Origin of the sequence: Microbacterium sp. Root553 (assembly GCF_001426995.1) — a bacterium.
Classification (GTDB): Bacteria; Actinomycetota; Actinomycetes; order Actinomycetales; family Microbacteriaceae; genus Microbacterium.
This window is the reverse complement of record NZ_LMFY01000001.1, coordinates 2961121-2979976: the sequence shown is the minus strand read 5'-3', so window position 1 is coordinate 2979976 and position 18856 is coordinate 2961121. Positions and strand designations below refer to the sequence as shown.

Sequence of the window (18856 nt, the reverse complement as noted above, 5' to 3'; positions counted from 1 at the left end):
GCCTGCACGCTGTTGGGTCCTGAGGGACCGGATGCGGATCTGAAAGGATTCGTTTTTCGTACCTCTGGGCCTCTTCTGGTTTCCCCTGTGGGGGTTGCTGGTAGGGGTACCGCCCGTACTTTGAGAACTACACAGTGGACGCGAGCATCTTGCAGCCGGCTTCGGTCGGTTGCACAAGATGATCTTAAAGATCATTAGTCAATTTCATGTGGATCCTTCGGGGTTCACGTCGATTCTGATTCAAACTCATGTGATTTCAAGTCTTTAAGAGCAAACGGTGGATGCCTTGGCATCTGGAGCCGAAGAAGGACGTAGCAATCTGCGATAAGCCTCGGGGAACTGATAAGCAAGTTTTGATCCGAGGGTGTCCGAATGGGGAAACCCCGCTGGGCGGCGTGCCGACCTAGTGACTCCCGCCTGAATATATAGGGCGGGTAGAGGGAACGTGGGGAAGTGAAACATCTCAGTACCCACAGGAAGAGAAAGCAACCGCGATTCCGTTAGTAGTGGCGAGCGAAACCGGAACAGGCTAAACCTAGCGTGTGTGATAGCCGGCAGGCGTTGCACGTTGGGGGTTGTGGGACTTTTCAGTCATCTCTGCCGAGATGGCGGCGTTACACGATGGTATAGACGAACGGTCTTGAAAGGCCGGTCATAGAGGGTGCCAACCCCGTAGTCGAAATGCCAACCGTGGCGCGAAGAGTATCCCAAGTAGCACGGGGCCCGTGAAATCCCGTGTGAATCTGTCAGGACCACCTGATAAGCCTAAATACTCCCAGATGACCGATAGCGGACAAGTACCGTGAGGGAAAGGTGAAAAGTACCCCGGGAGGGGAGTGAAATAGTACCTGAAACCGTTTGCTTACAAACCGTTGGAGCAGCCTTAGTAGCTGTGACAGCGTGCCTTTTGAAGAATGAGCCTGCGAGTTAGCGATATGTGGCGAGGTTAACCCGTGTGGGGTAGCCGTAGCGAAAGCGAGTCTGAATAGGGCGATTCAGTCGCATGTCCTAGACCCGAAGCGAAGTGATCTATCCATGGCCAGGTTGAAGCGACGGTAAGACGTCGTGGAGGACCGAACCCACTTAGGTTGAAAACTGAGGGGATGAGCTGTGGATAGGGGTGAAAGGCCAATCAAACTTCGTGATAGCTGGTTCTCTCCGAAATGCATTTAGGTGCAGCGTTGCGTGTTTCTTGCCGGAGGTAGAGCTACTGGATGGCCGATGGGCCCTACAAGGTTACTGACGTCAGCCAAACTCCGAATGCCGGTAAGTGAGAGCGCAGCAGTGAGACTGTGGGGGATAAGCTTCATAGTCGAGAGGGAAACAACCCAGACCACCAACTAAGGTCCCAAAGCGCGTGCTAAGTGGGAAAGGATGTGGAGTTGCCTTGACAACCAGGAGGTTGGCTTAGAAGCAGCCACCCTTGAAAGAGTGCGTAATAGCTCACTGGTCAAGTGATTCCGCGCCGACAATGTAACGGGGCTCAAGCACGCCACCGAAGTTGTGGCATTGACATTATTGGTAGGCCTTCGTGGTCCAGCCGTGTTGATGGGTAGGAGAGCGTCGTGTGGCCAGCGAAGCGGCGGTGTAAACCAGCCGTGGAGGCTACACGAGTGAGAATGCAGGCATGAGTAGCGAAAGACGTGTGAGAAACACGTCCTCCGAAAGACCAAGGGTTCCAGGGTCAAGCTAATCTTCCCTGGGTAAGTCGGGACCTAAGGCGAGGCCGACAGGCGTAGTCGATGGACAACGGGTTGATATTCCCGTACCGGCGAAGAACCGCCCAAGCTAATCCAGTAGTGCTAAGTGTCTGAATCCCAGTGACTGATCCCTTCGGGGTGACGCTCTGGGCCTAGCGCACGACCCCATTCTGGTGCGGTTAGCGTATTAACAGGTGTGACGCAGGAAGGTAGTCCAAGCCAGGCGATGGTTGTCCTGGTGCAAGTGCGTAGGCCGAACGGTAGGCAAATCCGCCGTTCACATAGGCTGAGACACGATGCGGATAAAAAGTGGATGATCCTATGCTGCCAAGAAAAGCATCGACGCGAGGTTCTAGCCGCCCGTACCCCAAACCGACTCAGGTGGTCAGGTAGAGAATACCAAGGAGATCGAGAGAATCGTGGTTAAGGAACTCGGCAAAATGCCCCCGTAACTTCGGGAGAAGGGGGGCCATCCGCGTATAGGGACTTGCTCCCAAAAGCGTGTGGTGGCCGCAGAGACTAGTGGGTAGCGACTGTTTACTAAAAACACAGGTCCGTGCCAAGTCGCAAGACGATGTATACGGACTGACGCCTGCCCGGTGCTGGAAGGTTAAGAGGACCGGTTAGCCGCAAGGCGAAGCTGAGAATTTAAGCCCCAGTAAACGGCGGTGGTAACTATAACCATCCTAAGGTAGCGAAATTCCTTGTCGGGTAAGTTCCGACCTGCACGAATGGCGTAACGACTTCCCAACTGTCTCAACCGCGAACTCGGCGAAATTGCATTACGAGTAAAGATGCTCGTTACGCGCAGCAGGACGGAAAGACCCCGTGACCTTTACTACAGCTTGGTATTGGTGTTCGGTGTGGCTTGTGTAGGATAGGTGGGAGACTGTGAAGCATGGACGCTAGTTCGTGTGGAGTCATTGTTGAAATACCACTCTGGTCACTCTGGATATCTAACTTCGAACCGTAATCCGGTTCAGGGACAGTGCCTGGTGGGTAGTTTAACTGGGGCGGTTGCCTCCCAAAAAGTAACGGAGGCGCCCAAAGGTTCCCTCAACCTGGTTGGCAATCAGGTGTCGAGTGTAAGTGCACAAGGGAGCTTGACTGTGAGACTGACAGGTCGAGCAGGGACGAAAGTCGGGACTAGTGATCCGGCAGTGGCTTGTGGAAGCGCTGTCGCTCAACGGATAAAAGGTACCTCGGGGATAACAGGCTGATCTTGCCCAAGAGTCCATATCGACGGCATGGTTTGGCACCTCGATGTCGGCTCGTCGCATCCTGGGGCTGGAGTAGGTCCCAAGGGTTGGGCTGTTCGCCCATTAAAGCGGTACGCGAGCTGGGTTTAGAACGTCGTGAGACAGTTCGGTCCCTATCCGCTGCGCGCGTAGGAAATTTGAGAGGATCTGACCCTAGTACGAGAGGACCGGGTTGGACGAACCTCTGGTGTGTCAGTTGTTCCGCCAGGAGCACCGCTGATTAGCTACGTTCGGGATGGATAACCGCTGAAAGCATCTAAGCGGGAAGCCGGCCTCAAGATGAGATTTCCATACCTTCGGGTGAGAGGCTCCCAGCCAGACTACTGGGTTGATAGGCCAGATGTGGAAGTGCAGCAATGCATGCAGCTGACTGGTACTAATAAGCCGATGACTTGATAACACACCGTTTGTTGGTGCTACGCGTCCACTGAGTGGTTCTCGATGTACGGTCGAGAACCGCATGACAATGACTTTGTTATGTGTTTGATTGAAACATCTATAGTGTTTCGGCGGCCATAGCGTGAGGGAAACGCCCGGTTACATTCCGAACCCGGAAGCTAAGCCTCACAGCGCCGATGGTACTGCAGGGGGGACCCTGTGGGAGAGTAGGACACCGCCGGACTTCTTTTATGTCGACCCGGTCGTCGAGCCCGTGCCGGTGATGCCGACCGCTCACTACGCGATGGGCGGGCGCCCGGTTACATTCCGAACCCGGAAGCTAAGCCTCACAGCGCCGATGGTACTGCAGGGGGGACCCTGTGGGAGAGTAGGACACCGCCGGACTTCTTTTAAGCAAATGGCCACCCATCGTTGGGTGGCCATTTTGCGTTAACACGATCGAGAACAGGGAGCATCATGCCGGAAGAGGAACAGCGCCGTCCGCGTCGCAATGACGACAGTGGATCGCGTGACAGTCGACCTTCCGGCGGGCGATCCGACGGCCGCAGCAGCGGCCCGCGTCGTGAGGGTGGGTACAACCGCGACAACCGTGATGGTGGTGCTCCTCGTTCGGGTGGCTACAACCGTGATGGTGGAGCTCCGCGTTCGGGTGGGTACAACCGCGATAATCGTGATGGTGGTGCCCCTCGCTCCGGCGGGTTCAATCGCGATAACCGCGATGGTGGTGCTCCTCGTTCGGGTGGCTACAACCGCGACAGCCGTGACGGTGGTGCCCCTCGTTCGGGTGGCTACAACCGCGATAACCGTGACGGTGGCGCCCCTCGTTCGGGTGGCTACAACCGTGACAGCCGTGACGGTGGCGCTCCTCGCTCCGGTGGCTACAACCGTGATGGTGGTGCTCCTCGTTCGGGTGGGTACAACCGTGATGGTGGTGCTCCGCGTTCGGGTGGGTACAACCGTGATGGTGGCGCTCCGCGTTCGGGTGGGTACAACCGTGACCGCCGTGATGGTGGCGCTCCCCGTTCGGGCGGGTACAACCGTGATGGTGGCGCTCCGCGTTCGGGTGGGTACAACCGTGACAGCCGTGATGGTGGCGCTCCTCGCTCTGGTGGCTACAACCGTGACAGCCGTGATGGTGGCGCTCCTCGCTCGGGCGGGTACAACCGTGACAGCCGTGACGGCGGCGCTCCCCGCTCGGGTGGGTACAACCGTGACAACCGTGATGGTGGCGCTCCCCGTTCGGGCGGCTACAACCGTGACAACCGTGATGGTGGCGCTCCCCGTTCGGGTGGGTACAACCGTGACAACCGTGATGGTGGCGCTCCCCGTTCGGGTGGCTACAACCGTGACGGCGGCGCTCCCCGCTCGGGTGGGTACAACCGTGACAGCCGTGATGGTGGCGCTCCCCGCTCCGGCGGCTACAACCGTGACAGCCGTGATGGTGGCGCTCCTCGCTCGGGTGGGTACAACCGTGACAGCCGTGATGGTGGCGCTCCTCGCTCGGGTGGCTACAACCGCGACAACCGCGATGGTGGCGCTCCCCGTTCCGGCGGCTACAACCGGGATGACCGCGCTCCTCGCCAGGACCGCGACGCGGGTCGTTCGTACCCGCAGCGCGGGGGAGCGGACCGCGAGCGCCCGGTGCAGGCATCGGGCGATCGTCCGCGGTTCAACGATCCGCACATTCCCGACGAGGTCACCGCGCGCGATCTGCACACATCGGCCCGCAACGAGCTGAAGACCCTCAGCAAGGAGAACGCTGATCTCGTCGCTCGGCACCTGGCGATGGCATCCCGCCTTATCGACGAAGATCCCGCGCTGGCTCACGAGCATGCCCTGGCCGCGTCGCGTCGGGCCGGCCGCATCGCGATCGTGCGTGAGACTCTCGGCATCACGGCCTATGCGACAGAGGACTTCGCTCTCGCTCTCCGCGAGCTGCGCACCTACCGCCGCATCTCCGGCAAGGACGACCAGATCGCTCTCATGGTCGACAGCGAGCGCGGCATCGGCCGCCCTGATCGTGCGCTCGAGACGGGTCGCGCCGTCGACCGTGCAGCTCTCACCACGCCTGTACGCGTGTCTCTCGCGATTGCGATGTCGGGCGCTCGCCTCGATCAGGGCGACCTCGAGCTGGCTCTCGGCGAACTCGAGATCCCTGAGCTCGACCCTGACCGAGCTTTCGAGTGGAGCCCGGCTCTGTTCGCTGCTCGCGCCGCAGTGCTCGAGGATCTCGGTCGCACCGATGAGGCCGAGTTCTGGTCGCACCGCGCCGAGGTCGCCGCCGAGGCTCTGGGAGTCGACGACGCCGGCGATGAGGAGATCATGATCGAGGACGGCCTCATCGAGGGCGACTTCGACGATGACGAAAACCTCGCCGCAGACGCAGACGCAGACGCAGACGCAGACGCAGACGCAGACGCAGACGCAGACGCAGACGCAGACGCAGACGCAGACGAAAGCCTCGCCGCGGACGCCGATGCAGATGCAGACGCCGACGCAGACGCGGCAGGGGTCGTCGACTCCGAGCCGACGGTCGAGGACGAGGTTCGTGAGCTGCTCGGCGAGGACGACGACGAGTCCGAGGAGTCCGTCGACTCCGACGCGTCTTCGACGGGTTCGAGCGACGACACCGCGAGCGACGACACCGCGAGCGACGACACCGCGAGCGACGACACCGCGAGCGACGACACCGCGAGCGACGACACCGCGAGCGACGACACCGCAACGTCCAAGGAGGCGTGAGTGGGGCTGTTCTCGCGGAACGCGTCCTCGCGGACTCCCCTCGACGGTGTGGACACCGTTCTGGCCGACCTCGACGGTGTCGTGTACGCGGGGCCGGGCGCGCTGCCGCACGCGGTGGAGAGCCTGAACGCCGCTGCGCGAACAGCTCGACTCGGGTACATCACGAACAACGCGTCACGCACGGATGCATCCGTGGCCGAGCACCTGTCGAGCCTCGGCCTCACGGTGGCGCCTGCAGACGTGATCACGAGCCCGCAGGCGGCCATGCGCTTGCTGGCCGGACTGGTGCCGGCGCCGGCGACGTTGCTGATCATCGGGGGAGCGGGGCTGGTCGACGAGGCAGAGAAGGCGGGGTACACCGTCACCCGCAGCGCCGAGGACGCCCCGGATGCGGTCGTGCAGGGCTTCGCCCCTGAGGTGGCATGGACCGACCTCGCCGAGGCCGCTTTCGCACTGAAGCTGCCGGAGGACGAAGGCGGGATCCCTTGGATCGCCACCAACACCGACTGGACGATCCCGCGGGAGCGCGGTGTCGCCCCGGGCAACGGCACCCTGGTGTCGGCCGTGCATACAGCCATCGGTCGCCTCGCGACGGTGGCGGGCAAGCCCGAGACGCCGATCTTCGACGAAGCGACCGAGCGTTTCGGCGCGAAGAAGCCGCTGTTCATCGGCGATCGCCTCGACACCGACATCCTCGGTGCGGTGCGGGCCGGCATCGAGTCCGCGTTGGTCCTCACCGGCATCGACCGCCCCAAGCACGTGCTGGCGGCGCCCGAGGGCTCGCGGCCCACCTTCATCCTCAGCGATCTGCGTGAGCTGCACGAACCGTATCCCGAGGCCACAGTCAGAGACGGCATCCACTCGGTCAACGGCGCCTCCGTCCGCGTGGTGGGGGCGGACGTCGAGATCGTCTCCGAGGGAGGCCGTCAGATCGATCTGCTGCGCGCCGGTGCGGCCGCGATCTGGGCGTCCGGCACTCCCGTGTTCGTGCTGCGGGTGCCGGAGCGTCTGTACGACGATCCGTTCCACCGACCCTGACCCCCGGTCGCTCGGCCCGGCTCCGACCGGGAGTCCCTCGCTCCACGTACAGTAGAGACGTGAGCGATGAGACGACCGATGCGCCGACGGACGGCCTGTGGAGTCGCCTGCGCCTGATCGAAGGACAGCCGCTCGCTGCCAGGGCCGACGCGTACTCCGGGCTGCACGATGAGCTCTCCCGGCGACTCGAGAGCGGTGCGCGACTCGATCAGCGCGACGCGCCGGGCGCCCGATGACCCGACTCGACGCCGCCCTCGCCCTGCGAGGACTCGCTCGTTCGCGCACCCATGCCGCGTCGTTGATCGCCGACGGCCTGGTGAGCGTCGACGGACGCCCCGTCATCAAGGCGTCGACGGCCGTGTCGGATGCTGCCGAGATCTCCGTCGCCGGCGCCGACCACTACGTCGGGCGGGCCGCCCACAAGCTGATCGCCGCGCTCGACGGTTTCGGGATCCCGGTCGACGGACGTCTGGCCCTCGACATGGGGGCGTCCACGGGCGGTTTCACTCAGGTACTCAGGGAACGCGGGGCGCGACGAGTGCTCTCGGTCGACGTCGGGCACGACCAGATGGCGCCGTCGATCGCCGCCGACCCCGGCGTCGTCGTGGTGGAGGGCTACAACGTCCGTCATATGACGACGGACAACCTCCGCAGCGTCACCGGAGAAGAGGGCACGCTCGACCTCATCGTCGGCGACCTCTCGTTCATCTCGCTCGAACTCGTCCTCCCCGCGGTCGCCGGTGTCGCCGCGCCCACCACCGACATCGTCCTGCTCGTCAAGCCGCAGTTCGAGGTCGGACGCACGGCCGTGCGCGGCGGCCTCGTCACCGACCCCGCGACCCGGGCGGACGCCGTCGCCCGCACGGCCTGGAGCGCGTGGGACACGGGACTCGGGATGCTCGGCATCCTCCCCTCTCCGATCCTCGGCACGCACGGCAACACGGAGTACCTGCTGCATCTCGCTCCGGGGCGAGGCAGCGATCCGTCAGAATGGTCGGACCGCATCAACACATTGGCAGGGAGACGATGAACGAACGCAACATCCTGATCGTCGCCCACGCGGGACGCGAGGACACCGTCGCGGCAGCCCGGCGGGTCGTCGACTCGCTGCGCGATGCCGGGATCCGCCCGGTGCTCGCCGCCGACGACAGCCTGGATCTTCGCGCCGTCGACTCCCATTTCGCCGACATCGACGTGCTCGGCGACACCGTCCAGCAGGAGGACCTCGAGCTCGCGGTGGTCCTCGGCGGTGACGGGACGATCCTGCGCGCGGCAGAGCTCGTGCGAGGGTGCACGGCACCGGTGCTCGGCATCAACATGGGACACGTGGGGTTCCTCGCAGAGATCGACCGCGACGACATGGACGCCGCGATGCGCAAGGTGATCGACCGCGACTACGGCGTCGAAGAGCGGCTGGCGCTGTCGGTGCGGGTGAAGGATGCCGACGGCGTGGTCGTCTACGAGACATTCGCTCTCAACGAGGCGACCGTCGAGAAGGCGAGCCGCGAACGCATGATCGAGGTCGTGCTCGAGATCGACGGACTGCCGCTGTCGAGCTTCGGATGCGACGGCATGGTCGTCTCGACCCCGACCGGGTCGACCGCGTACAACTTCTCGGCCGGCGGCCCCGTGATCTGGCCGAGCGTCGAGGCCATCGCGGTCGTGCCGCTGTCAGCCCACGCGCTGTTCGCCAAGCCGCTCGTCGTCAGCCCTGACGCGGCCGTCGCCATCGAGATGCTCGAGGGGACCTCGGGGTCGGGAATCCTCTGGTGCGACGGGCGTCGTTCCCACGATCTCCCTCCGGGTGCACGCGTCGTGGTGCGTCGCTCCTCGCGGCCGGTGCGTCTGGCTCGCCTGCATCCCACCGAGTTCACCAACAGGCTCGTGCGCAAGTTCCAGCTGCCCGTCGCCGGATGGCGCGGTCAGGGGGTCGTGTCGTGATCGAGGAGATGCGGATGCAGGGGCTCGGCGTGATCGCCGATGCCGTTCTGCCGCTCGGCGCCGGGTTCACGGCGATCACCGGCGAGACCGGCGCGGGCAAGACCATGGTCGTGACCGGTCTCGGCCTGCTGCTCGGGCAGCGTGCGGACTCGGGCGCCGTCCGAGCGGGTGCCGGGCAGGCATCCGTCGCCGGTGTGTGGATCGTGCCGTCGACCGGCGATGTCGCTGACATCGTGGCAGACGCCGGGGGAGAGCTCGAACCGGCCGGCGACGGCGCCGCTGAGCTGTACGTCTCCCGCACGCTGAGCGCCGAGGGGCGCAGCCGGGCGAGCGTCGGCGGACGCGCGGCACCCGCCGGGGTGCTGTCGGCTCTGGCCGAGGAGCTGGTGGTCGTGCACGGTCAGTCGGAGCAGCTGCGGCTGCGTTCGGCGTCCGCTCAGCGCGACGCCCTCGACCGTTTCGGAGGCGCTGGCATCGCGGTGCCGCTGCAGGCCTACGCAGAGGCGTTCGAGCGCTGGCGCGCACTGGATGCCGAGATCGTCGACATCACCGAGAACCGCGATCGTCGGGCCGAAGAGGCGAGCCGCCTGAGGGAGGCTCTGGCGCTCATCGAGGCCGCGGCACCCGAACCCGGCGAAGACGTCGAGCTGTCCGCTCGGGCCGAGCGGCTGGCGAACGCCGAGGAGCTGCGCCTCGCCGCATCGCTCGCCCACAGTGCGCTGTCGAGCGAAGAGGGCGAGCCGGATGCCTCCGCGCTCGTCGCCGAGGCCCGTCGCGCCCTCGAGCGCGTCTCGGATGCCTCGCTCACCGACGTCTCCGCCGCGTTGGCCGACATCGGCTATCGCATCGCGGACGTCGCGGGGCAGCTGTCGGCGTACCTCGCCGACCTCGACGAGTCCGGTCCGCACGAGCTCGCCGCGGTCGAAGAGCGCCGGGCGGCGCTGGGCACTCTCATCCGCGCGCACGGCTCGCTCGACGACGCGCTCGAGCTCTGGCGCACCGGATCGGCGCGACTGGCCGAACTCGACGACGACGGCGAGCGCGTCGACCGACTCGAGGCCGAGCGCGATGCGGCACGCGCCGACCTCGATGCTCGCGCCGAGACGCTGACGGCCGCCCGCACGGCCGCCGCCGCACGCCTCGGCGTCGCGGTGAGCGAGGAGCTGCACGCGCTCGCGATGCCCGATGCGACGTTGCAGGTCTCCGTCACCCTCGGCGCAGAGAGCACGCACGGTCGCGATGACGTGGCCATCCTGCTGGCTCCGCACCCCGGCGCCGAGCCCCGCTCGGTCGCCAAGGGGGCATCGGGCGGAGAGCTGTCGCGCGTCATGCTCGCGATCGAGGTCGTCATCGCGGCGACCGACCCCGTGGCCACGTTCGTCTTCGACGAGGTGGATGCCGGTATCGGCGGCGCTGCGGCGATCGAGGTCGGGCGACGACTCGCCCGGCTCGCACAGAAGTCTCAGGTCATCGCCGTCACCCATCTCGCGCAGGTCGCCGCCTTCGCGACGAACCATCTGTCGGTCGTCAAGTCGCACGACGGGGCGGTCACCGCGTCGAGTGTGCGGCGATTGGACGGACCGGAGCGCGAGGCCGAGATGGCTCGACTGCTGTCGGGACTCACCGATTCGGATGCCGCGATCACCCATGCCCGGGAACTTCTCACCCTCGGGTCCTCCACCGACTGATAGGATCGAAGCCCGTGATGAACTCTTCTTCTGCGGGGCCCAAGAACGACACGACCAAGCACATCTTTGTGACGGGTGGTGTCGTTTCGTCTTTGGGCAAGGGGCTCACCGCCGCCAGCCTGGGCAACCTCCTGACCGCCCGCGGACTCCGCGTCGTGATGCAGAAGCTCGACCCGTACCTGAACGTCGATCCCGGCACCATGAACCCCTTCCAGCACGGTGAGGTGTTCGTCACGGACGACGGCGCAGAGACCGACCTCGACATCGGACACTACGAGCGTTTCCTCGACATCAACCTGTCGCAGGCGGCCAACGTCACCACCGGTCAGATCTACTCGCAGGTCATCGCGCGCGAGCGCCGCGGCGAGTACCTCGGCGACACCGTGCAGGTCATCCCGCACATCACCGACGAGATCAAGCGCCGCATGCGTCTGCAGGCGACCGAGGACCCCCGCCCCGACGTCATCATCACCGAGGTCGGCGGCACGGTCGGCGACATCGAGTCGCAGCCCTTCCTCGAGGCCGCTCGCCAGCTGCGCCACGAGCTCGGTCGCGACAGCGTGTTCTTCGTGCACGTGTCGCTCGTGCCCTTCATGGGCGCGTCCGGAGAGCAGAAGACGAAGCCGACCCAGCACTCGGTCGCGGCCCTCCGCCAGGTCGGCATCCAGCCCGATGCACTGGTGCTGCGCAGCGACCGGCCGGTGAGCGAGAGCAACCGGAACAAGATCGCCCTGATGTGCGACGTCGACGCCGAAGGCGTCATCAACACCGTCGACCTGCCGAGCATCTACGACATCCCGTCGACGCTCAACGACCAGGGGCTCGACTCCTACATCGTCCGTCGCCTCGGTCTCGACCAGAAGGCCGCGGACGAGGTCGACTGGTCGCGCTGGAGCAAGGTGCTGCACGCGGTCCACAACCCCAAGCACGAGGTGACGATCGGGCTGGTCGGCAAGTACATCGACCTTCCCGACGCGTACCTCTCGGTGACCGAGGCGCTCAAGGCCGGCGGCTTCGCGCAGGAGACCAAGGTCAACATCCGCTGGATCCCCTCCGACCGCTGCGAGACGCCCGAGGGCGCGCGCGAGCAGCTCGCCGCGCTCGACGGTATCTGCGTCCCCGGAGGATTCGGCATCCGCGGCATCGAGGGCAAGCTGGGCGCGCTGAAGTTCGCCCGCGAGCAGGGGATCCCCACGCTCGGGCTCTGCCTCGGTCTGCAGTGCATGGTCATCGAGTACGCGCGGGACGTCGCCGGCATCGTCGACGCATCCTCGAGCGAGTTCGACCCCGACACCACGGAGCCCGTGATCGCCACGATGGCGGAGCAGGTCGAGATCCTCGACGGCGGTGACCTGGGCGGCACGATGCGCCTCGGCCTCTACCGGGCGGCTCTCGCCGAGGGATCCCTGGCTCGGGAGGTGTACGGCGCTCCGGAGGCCTCCGAGCGTCACCGCCACCGCTACGAGGTCAACAACGCCTACCGCGACCGTCTCTCCGATGCGGGCCTGGTGTTCTCCGGTCTCAACCCGGAGCTCGACCTCGTCGAATACGTCGAGCTCCCGCGCGACGTGCACCCGTACTACATCGCCACGCAGGCGCACCCCGAGCTCCGCTCGCGTCCGACCGACCCGCACCCGCTGTTCCGCGGGCTGGTGGGCGCGGCGATCGACCGGCACCGCTCGAGCGAGCTGTTCGATGTCGAAGCCGATGCCTGAGTCGGCGAAGCCGATGCCTGAGTCGCACGAGTTGCGCGACGAGCCCTTCCAGCCGGAGGTGCTCACCAGCGAGCTCGCGTTCGAAGGCGTCGTCTGGGACGTGCGCGATGACCGGGTGCGCTACGGCGACGGGGAGATCCGTCGCCAGTACGTGGCGCACACGGGGGCGGTGGCCATTCTCGCTCTCGACGACGACGGACGAGTGCTGCTCATCCAGCAGTACCGGCATCCGATCCGCCATCGGGACTGGGAGCTGCCGGCCGGCCTGCTCGACGTGCCGGGCGAGGATCCGCTCGAGGCCGCCAGGCGGGAGCTCGCCGAGGAGGCCGATCTCGTCGCGGCGCACTGGGAGCCGCTGGTCTCGTCATGGACCACGCCGGGCGGCAACGACGAGGTCATCCACCTGTTCCTCGCCACCGGGATCTCCGCCGCGCCCACCGCGCACGATCGTGAGGACGAAGAGGCCGACATCCGCGTCGAGTGGATTCCGCTCGACGACGCCGTCTCCGCCGTGCTCGACGGGCGCATGCGCAACGGCATCCTGACGATCGGCGTCTTCGCCGCCGCGCAGAGGCTGCGCGACCGGAGCTGAGCGTGCAGCTCGATCGAGCGTTGGACGCCTATCTGCGCCATGTCACGATCGAGCGCGGGCTCAGCGAGCACTCGATCGCGGCATACCGCCGGGACCTCACGGCGTACGTCGAGTGGTTGGACGCCGAGGGGATCGCCGACACCTCGGCGATCACGGCCGCGGTGGTCGGACGCTTCATCGCCGACCGATCGAGTGCCGATCCGGCGCCCGCCGCCTCGAGTCTCGCGCGTCTGCAGTCCTCGGTGCGCGGGTGGCATCGCTTCCTCACCAGGGAGGGCATCGACATCGACGATCCGAGCGGCCGCCTGCGTCCTCCGAAAGCGCCGCAGCGGCTGCCGAAGGCCCTGACCATCGATCAGGTCGAGCGGCTGCTCGCCGCGCCGTCGGCCGAGGACCCGCTCGGCATCCGCGATCGGGCTCTGCTCGAGCTGCTCTACGCGACGGGCGCCCGGGTCTCCGAAGCCGTCGGCCTCGACGTCGACGACCTCGCGCACGGCGACGTCCTGCGCCTGCGCGGCAAGGGGTCGAAGGAGCGCATCGTGCCCGTCGGATCCTTCGCCCGGGCCGCCGTCGACGCGTATCTCACCAGGGTGCGTCCGGGACTCGCCGCCAAGGGGCGTGCCTCCGCTCGTCTGTTCCTCGGGGCGCGCGGTGCACCGCTGTCCCGTCAGAGCGCCTGGCTCGTCATCCGCGCCGCCGCCGAGAGCGCGCACATCACGGCCGAGGTCTCTCCGCACACGCTGCGGCACTCGTTCGCGACCCATCTGCTGCAGGGCGGAGCCGACGTCCGCGTGGTGCAGGAGCTTCTCGGGCATGCCTCGGTCGCGACGACCCAGATCTACACCCATGTGTCGGTCGACACCCTGCGGGACATCTACGCGACGTCGCATCCGCGCGCGCGCTGATCCTAGCGGTACGCCGCCCCGGTCGACGACCAGTTTTTGTCATCCTTTTGGGGGACGCGAGGAATTCCCCTTTCTCCCTAGGCTTACGGGAGACCTCGGATCACTCGGGTCGATCGACGAAGGAGTACGACATGCGTTCCACCGGACCTCTTGCGGCCCTCGCCGCCACCGCCCTGGCTGCGACGCTGGTGGGGTGTTCTCCGGCATCCGATGAGGGTCTCAGCTACGAGGACTCCCCGCTGAGCACCTACCTCGCCTCCGCATACGGCGGCGACATGTCGCAGGAGGAGCAGCAGAAGCAGTACGAGGAACGGCAGCGTGAGCAAGAGGAGCTGATGGCCGAGTGCATGGCCAAGGAGGGGTTCGAGTACACGCCGAACACCGCCAACGGCGGCATGGTGTTCTCCGGTGACGACGTCGTCTGGGAGCCCGAGAAGAAGGACTGGGTCGAGAAGTACGGCTACGGGATCGTCAACAGCCCGTACAGCGAGGAGATGGGCGAGCAGACCGGGGAGGAGTACGTCGACCCCAACCAGGAGTACATCGAGTCGCTCTCGGAGTCCGAGCAGACCGCGTTCTACGAGACCGCCTACGGTGCCGGCCCCACCGAGGAGGAGATGTCCGAGGACGGCAGCTACGAGTACAGCTGGGAGTCCGCGGGATGCCAGGGCTGGGCGCAGCACGAGCTCGAAGGCGACGACCCGTGGCAGTCGGACGAATTCGCCGACCTCCGCGACAAGATGAACGAGCTCTACACGTCGACGCAGGACTCGCCGGAGCTCAAAGAGCTCAACGCGGCATGGGCGTCGTGCATGGACGACGCGGGTGAGCCCGGGTTCTCCGCGCAGCTCGAGGCGCAGCAGTCGATCTCGGACGAGCAGTCCGCTCTCTACGACGCCGCCTACGGCGACGGCTCGACCCCGGTCGACACCGAGTCGCCCGACTTCGTCGACCCCAACGAGAGCCCGGAGATGGCGGCGCTCGGCGAGCGCGAGATCAAGCTCGCCCTCGCGGACCTCGAATGCCGCACCAAGACCTCGTACGCCGATGAGTCGCTGAAGATCCAGTTCGCGCTGGAGGAGAAGTTCATCGCGGACAACAAGGCCGACCTCGAGGCCTTCAAGGCCGCCGCCGAGCAGAACAGCTGAAATGACGCGCGACGAGACACCCACGACACCACTCCCGGAAGACCCGTCGATCACCGGCGGACGCGCCCCCGAACAGGGGGTGGGGGTCGATGAACTGATCCCGACCGACGAGGACCCCGTCCTCGACGAGACGGAGGATCGCGTCGACACATCCCGCGTCAGCGGTTGGCGGCGCATCCTCCGTGGCAATCGCACCCTCTGGATCGTCGCGCTCTGCGCGGTGCTGAGCCTGGTCGTCGGGCTGCTGGTCGGACGTTTCCTGATATCGCCCGCCTCGGCGGGCGAGACGCCGGACCCTGGGTTGGTGACCGTACCGGTCGAGTTCGGTCCCCTCAGCAACGACGTGACCCTGCGGGCCGATGTCGGATACGCGGATGCGGTCGATGTGACGATCGACACCACCGGGGGAGGCAGCGTCGTGACCGGTGCCGTGCCCGAGGTCGGGGCGACGCTCGATCCGCTCTCGATCGCGCTGGAGATCGAGGGCCGTCCGGTCATCGTCCTGCCGGGTGAGCTCCCCGCCTACCGCACGCTGCGCATCGGCGTCTCGGGTCCCGACGTGCTGCAGCTCAAGCAGTCCCTAGTGAGCATCGGGATCGATGCCGGCGATGTCACGTCGAACCTGTTCGACCAGGCCACCGCGAATGCCGTGGGGCAGCTCTACGCGCAGGCGGGCTACCCCGCTCCGTCGCCCGAGGAGGGCGCGGAGGAGACGGTGCGCTCCGCCGAGGAGGGGGTGCGCGCCGCCGAGGACGGCGTGCAGCAGGCGCAGCAGGCGCTGAATCTCGCAGGTGCCGGCCCGAGCAAGCTCGAGAGCTGGCAGGCCGACGTGAACGTCGCCGCCGCTGAGCAGGCGCTGGCCGCGGCGAGGGCCGGAGCCGAGGGCACCAGTGTCCAGGAGGCGGAATGGGCCCTGCAGACGGCGCGCCTCGAGCGCGATCAGCTGTGGGCGGCGAAGAACACCGGGGCGGAGAGCGCCGCGCTGGAATCGGCCCGCGCTCAGGTCGACTCGGCCGCGCAGACGCTCGAGACCGCGCGCCAGAGCGTCCTTCCGTTCCTGCCGTCGAGCGAGGTGCTGTTCCTCACCGAGCTGCCCCGCCGCGTCGATGCGGTGAACGTCTCTCGGGGCACCTCGATCTCGGGGGCGGTCATGACCGTGTCGGGAGCGACGGTGCGCCTCACGGGCGCCGCAGCCGAGGCGGACGCTCGTCTGCTCAAGGCGGGCGGCGAAGGCACGTTCGAACTCCCCGACGGCACCGAGCACCGGGCCGTCATCGTCGAACTCAACCCCGGCAAGGACAACAAGGCGCGATGGGAGGTGCTCTTCGAGCCCGACCCGCTCACGCCCGAGCAGATCACGCAGCTGCAGGGAGCGAACGTCCGGGTGCGCATCGCGGTCGGTGCCACCGAGGGCGACGTGCTGTCGGTGCCGTTGGCGGCGCTCACCGCCGGCCCCGGCGGAGAATCGCGCATCGAGGTGGCGGAGTCGGATCCGCGCAAGGGAGACGACACCGAGACACGGATCGTCGTGGTGGAGACCGGTCTCGCGGCGAAGGGGGCGGTGGAGGTCACGCCGGTGGACGGCGAACTCGACGAGGGCGACCTCGTGGTGGTCGGAAAGTGACCGACGCGGGCGCCACCACCGAGGTCGATCCCGAGGTCGGGGGAGCGACCGTCGTCGCGCCACCGCTCGTCGAGCTCCGTGATGTGACGCGGTCCTTCCCCGGCCCGCCCGAGGTGCAGGCGCTGAAGGCGGCGACGCTGTCGATCGAGTCCGGTGACTACCTCTCGATCGTGGGGCCGAGCGGTTCCGGCAAGTCGACGATGCTCAACCTGCTCGGACTCCTCGACCGTCCGAGCGTCGGAGAGTACCGCCTCGCGGGTTCGCTCACGGGGGACCTCACCGAGGACGAGCGCGCGGCCGTGCGTGCCCGGTTCATCGGGTTCGTGTTCCAGTCGTTCCACCTGCTCCCGCGGCGCACCGTCCTCGACAACGTGCTGCTGCCGATGCTGTACAGCGGCGTGCCACGTCGCGAGCGCGAGGCCAGGGCGCGCGAGGCGCTGTCCCGGGTCGGACTCTCGCACCGTGTCGACTTCTTCCCCAACTCCCTCTCCGGCGGTGAGCGCCAGCGTGTGGCCGTCGCCCGCGCGGTCGTGAGCGGCCCCAGGCTGCTGCTGGCCGACGAGCCCACGGGAAACCTCGACCACCGGACATCCGGCGAGGTCATGGCGCTCTTCGAAGAGCTCAACGCCGACGGGCTCACGCTGATCGTCATCACCCATGATCAGGATGTCGCTCGGCGCGCCCGCCGCCGCATCCAGATATCCGACGGCCGATTGACGGAGCTGTGATGCGCGCGCTGCGGTGGCGTCGCGGACAGCGCGCACGGGCGGACGCCTCCGCCGAGCAGGAGGGCGGTGGGGCCGCGGTGACGGGCGACCCGACGGCTGCGCCTCTCGTCCCGGCGATCACGCACGCGGACCGCTTCACCTTCCAGGATCTCGTCGCCGAGGCGACCGCGGACATCGGATCGCGCCCTGCGCGCCTCGTGATGACGATCATGGGCACGGTGCTCGGGATCGCCTCGCTCGTCGCCACTCTCGGATTCGCGCAGACGGCGGCCGGCCAGATCGCCAGCCAGTTCGACGGAGCGGCGGCCACGAGGGTCGTGGTGACCGCGGCGACCGCGCAGTCCGGAGCGAAGAACACCACGGTCGCCGCCGGGCGGCTGCCCTGGGACGCTCCGGATCGCGTGGCGCTGCTCGCAGGAGTCGAGAGCGCGGCTCTGCTGGGCGAGGTCGAACTCGCCGAGGGCGAGACGGTGACGGCTGTGCCGGTGAACGACCCGTCGGCGCCGGCGGTCTCGTCGCCGCGGCTTTTCTCCGCCTCTCCGGAGCTCGTCGACGCCGAGGAGGGCGAGGTCGTCGCCGGGCGGTTCTTCGACCAGGGGCACGACACCCGCGCCGATCGGGTCGCGGTGCTCGGCGCACGCGCGGCCGAGCGCATGGGCATCAACCGGGTCGACTCGCAGCCCTCCGTCTTCGTCGCCGGCATCGCATATGCCGTGGTCGGCATAGTCGACGGCATGGAAAGACGCAGCGAGCTCTCGGACGCGGTGATCATCCCGATCGGATCGGCCAGGGCGGACTTCGGTCTGCTCGCGCCGTCCGATCTCGACATTCGCATCGTCGTCGGCGCAGGTCCTCAGGTCGCCGAGCAGTCCGTCCTCGCACTGCAGCCCGACGACCCGGACAGCCTGGAGGCGAATGCGCCCTCGGGCTCGTCCGACCTGAGCCAGAGCGTGCAGTCCGACGTGAACGTCGTGTTCCTGATCCTCGGTGTGATCGCCCTCCTGGCGGGGGGTCTCGGGATCGCGAACGTCACCCTGCTCTCGGTCATGGAGCGCATCGGCGAGATCGGCCTGCGTCGAGCGCTCGGAGCGACCCGTCGGCAGATCGGCTCGCAGTTCATGGTGGAGTCCGTCGTCATCGGGTTCATCGGCGGTCTGATCGGCTCAGCGCTCGGCGTGCTCGCCGTGATCGTGGTCGCCGTCGTGCAGGGGTGGACTCCGGTCACCGATCCGCTCGTCGCCGTGGCGGGCGCCCTGCTCGGGGCGGTCGTCGGGTGGGGGTCCGGGTGGTATCCGGCCCGGCGCGCGGCGCGGATCGAGCCGGTGGAGGCACTCCGGGGCGGCTGAGCGCGTGCGGCTGCTGCCGCGCGCCGAGGCA

At 66.8% G+C, this 18856-nt stretch carries 14 protein-coding genes and 3 rRNA genes; 16 read left to right on the top strand and 1 reads right to left on the bottom strand.

What is annotated here, in order from left to right; all coding sequences use genetic code 11:
- Nucleotides 1-254: 254 nt before the first annotated feature.
- The 3 genes from ASD43_RS14045 (at nt 255) to rrf (ASD43_RS14035) (ending at nt 3742) form a co-directional block, all read left to right on the top strand.
- Nucleotides 255-3359, top strand: a 23S ribosomal RNA gene (locus tag ASD43_RS14045).
- Nucleotides 3360-3464: 105 nt separating this feature from the next.
- Nucleotides 3465-3581 (top strand): 5S ribosomal RNA (gene rrf / locus ASD43_RS14040).
- 41 nt (nt 3582-3622) lie between these two features.
- A 5S ribosomal RNA gene (gene rrf / locus ASD43_RS14035) occupies nt 3623-3742 on the top strand.
- 45 nt (nt 3743-3787) lie between these two features.
- On the opposite strand, the gene ASD43_RS17245 is transcribed toward rrf (ASD43_RS14035), so the two are convergent.
- Nucleotides 3788-5041: a hypothetical protein gene (locus ASD43_RS17245; RefSeq protein WP_157550988.1), complete on the bottom strand. Its 1254-nt coding sequence runs from the start codon at nt 5039-5041 to the stop codon at nt 3788-3790.
- Between ASD43_RS17245 and ASD43_RS14025 the strand changes: the two genes are divergently transcribed.
- From ASD43_RS14025 to ASD43_RS13970, 13 genes are all read left to right on the top strand, one after another.
- Nucleotides 5000-6100 (top strand): hypothetical protein, encoded by a 1101-nt coding sequence (locus ASD43_RS14025; protein WP_235564180.1) that lies wholly within the window; start codon nt 5000-5002, stop codon nt 6098-6100. The genes ASD43_RS17245 and ASD43_RS14025 overlap by 42 nt on opposite strands.
- The gene (locus tag ASD43_RS14020) at nt 6101-7138 is read left to right on the top strand and encodes an HAD-IIA family hydrolase (protein WP_056418745.1); all 1038 of its coding nucleotides are present in this window, start codon (nt 6101-6103) and stop codon (nt 7136-7138) included.
- Nucleotides 7139-7197: 59 nt separating this feature from the next.
- Nucleotides 7198-7374 carry a hypothetical protein gene (locus ASD43_RS17425; protein ID WP_200946593.1) on the top strand — a complete coding sequence of 59 codons (177 nt, stop codon included), beginning with the start codon at nt 7198-7200 and terminating at the stop codon, nt 7372-7374.
- Nucleotides 7371-8168, top strand: a complete 798-nt coding sequence (locus ASD43_RS14015; protein WP_056418742.1) for a TlyA family RNA methyltransferase — start codon at nt 7371-7373, stop codon at nt 8166-8168. The genes ASD43_RS17425 and ASD43_RS14015 overlap by 4 nt, the downstream gene beginning before the upstream one ends.
- Nucleotides 8165-9079 (top strand): NAD kinase, encoded by a 915-nt coding sequence (locus ASD43_RS14010; RefSeq protein WP_056418738.1) that lies wholly within the window; start codon nt 8165-8167, stop codon nt 9077-9079. Before ASD43_RS14015 ends, ASD43_RS14010 begins: the two co-directional genes overlap by 4 nt.
- The gene (recN, locus tag ASD43_RS14005) at nt 9076-10767 is read left to right on the top strand and encodes a DNA repair protein RecN (protein WP_056418734.1); all 1692 of its coding nucleotides are present in this window, start codon (nt 9076-9078) and stop codon (nt 10765-10767) included. The genes ASD43_RS14010 and recN overlap by 4 nt, the downstream gene beginning before the upstream one ends.
- A 17-nt stretch (nt 10768-10784) precedes the next feature.
- On the top strand, nt 10785-12482 hold the full coding sequence (locus tag ASD43_RS14000) for a CTP synthase (protein ID WP_056418725.1): 1698 nt from the start codon (nt 10785-10787) through the stop codon (nt 12480-12482).
- Nucleotides 12483-12495: 13 nt separating this feature from the next.
- Nucleotides 12496-13074 carry an NUDIX domain-containing protein gene (locus ASD43_RS13995; protein ID WP_056419713.1) on the top strand — a complete coding sequence of 193 codons (579 nt, stop codon included), beginning with the start codon at nt 12496-12498 and terminating at the stop codon, nt 13072-13074.
- A gap of 2 nt (nt 13075-13076) precedes the next feature.
- Nucleotides 13077-13979 (top strand): site-specific tyrosine recombinase XerD, encoded by a 903-nt coding sequence (xerD, locus tag ASD43_RS13990; protein WP_056418720.1) that lies wholly within the window; start codon nt 13077-13079, stop codon nt 13977-13979.
- A gap of 131 nt (nt 13980-14110) precedes the next feature.
- Nucleotides 14111-15127, top strand: coding sequence for a hypothetical protein (locus ASD43_RS13985; protein ID WP_056418718.1), 1017 nt, complete (start codon nt 14111-14113; stop codon nt 15125-15127).
- A 1-nt stretch (nt 15128) separates the two neighbouring features.
- Nucleotides 15129-16751, top strand: coding sequence for a hypothetical protein (locus tag ASD43_RS13980; protein WP_056418716.1), 1623 nt, complete (start codon nt 15129-15131; stop codon nt 16749-16751).
- 83 nt (nt 16752-16834) lie between these two features.
- Nucleotides 16835-17479, top strand: a complete 645-nt coding sequence (locus tag ASD43_RS13975) for an ABC transporter ATP-binding protein (RefSeq protein ID WP_235564179.1) — start codon at nt 16835-16837, stop codon at nt 17477-17479.
- Nucleotides 17479-18825, top strand: a complete 1347-nt coding sequence (locus ASD43_RS13970) for an ABC transporter permease (protein WP_082539407.1) — start codon at nt 17479-17481, stop codon at nt 18823-18825. The genes ASD43_RS13975 and ASD43_RS13970 overlap by 1 nt, the downstream gene beginning before the upstream one ends.
- The last annotated feature ends 31 nt before the right edge of the window (nt 18826-18856 follow it).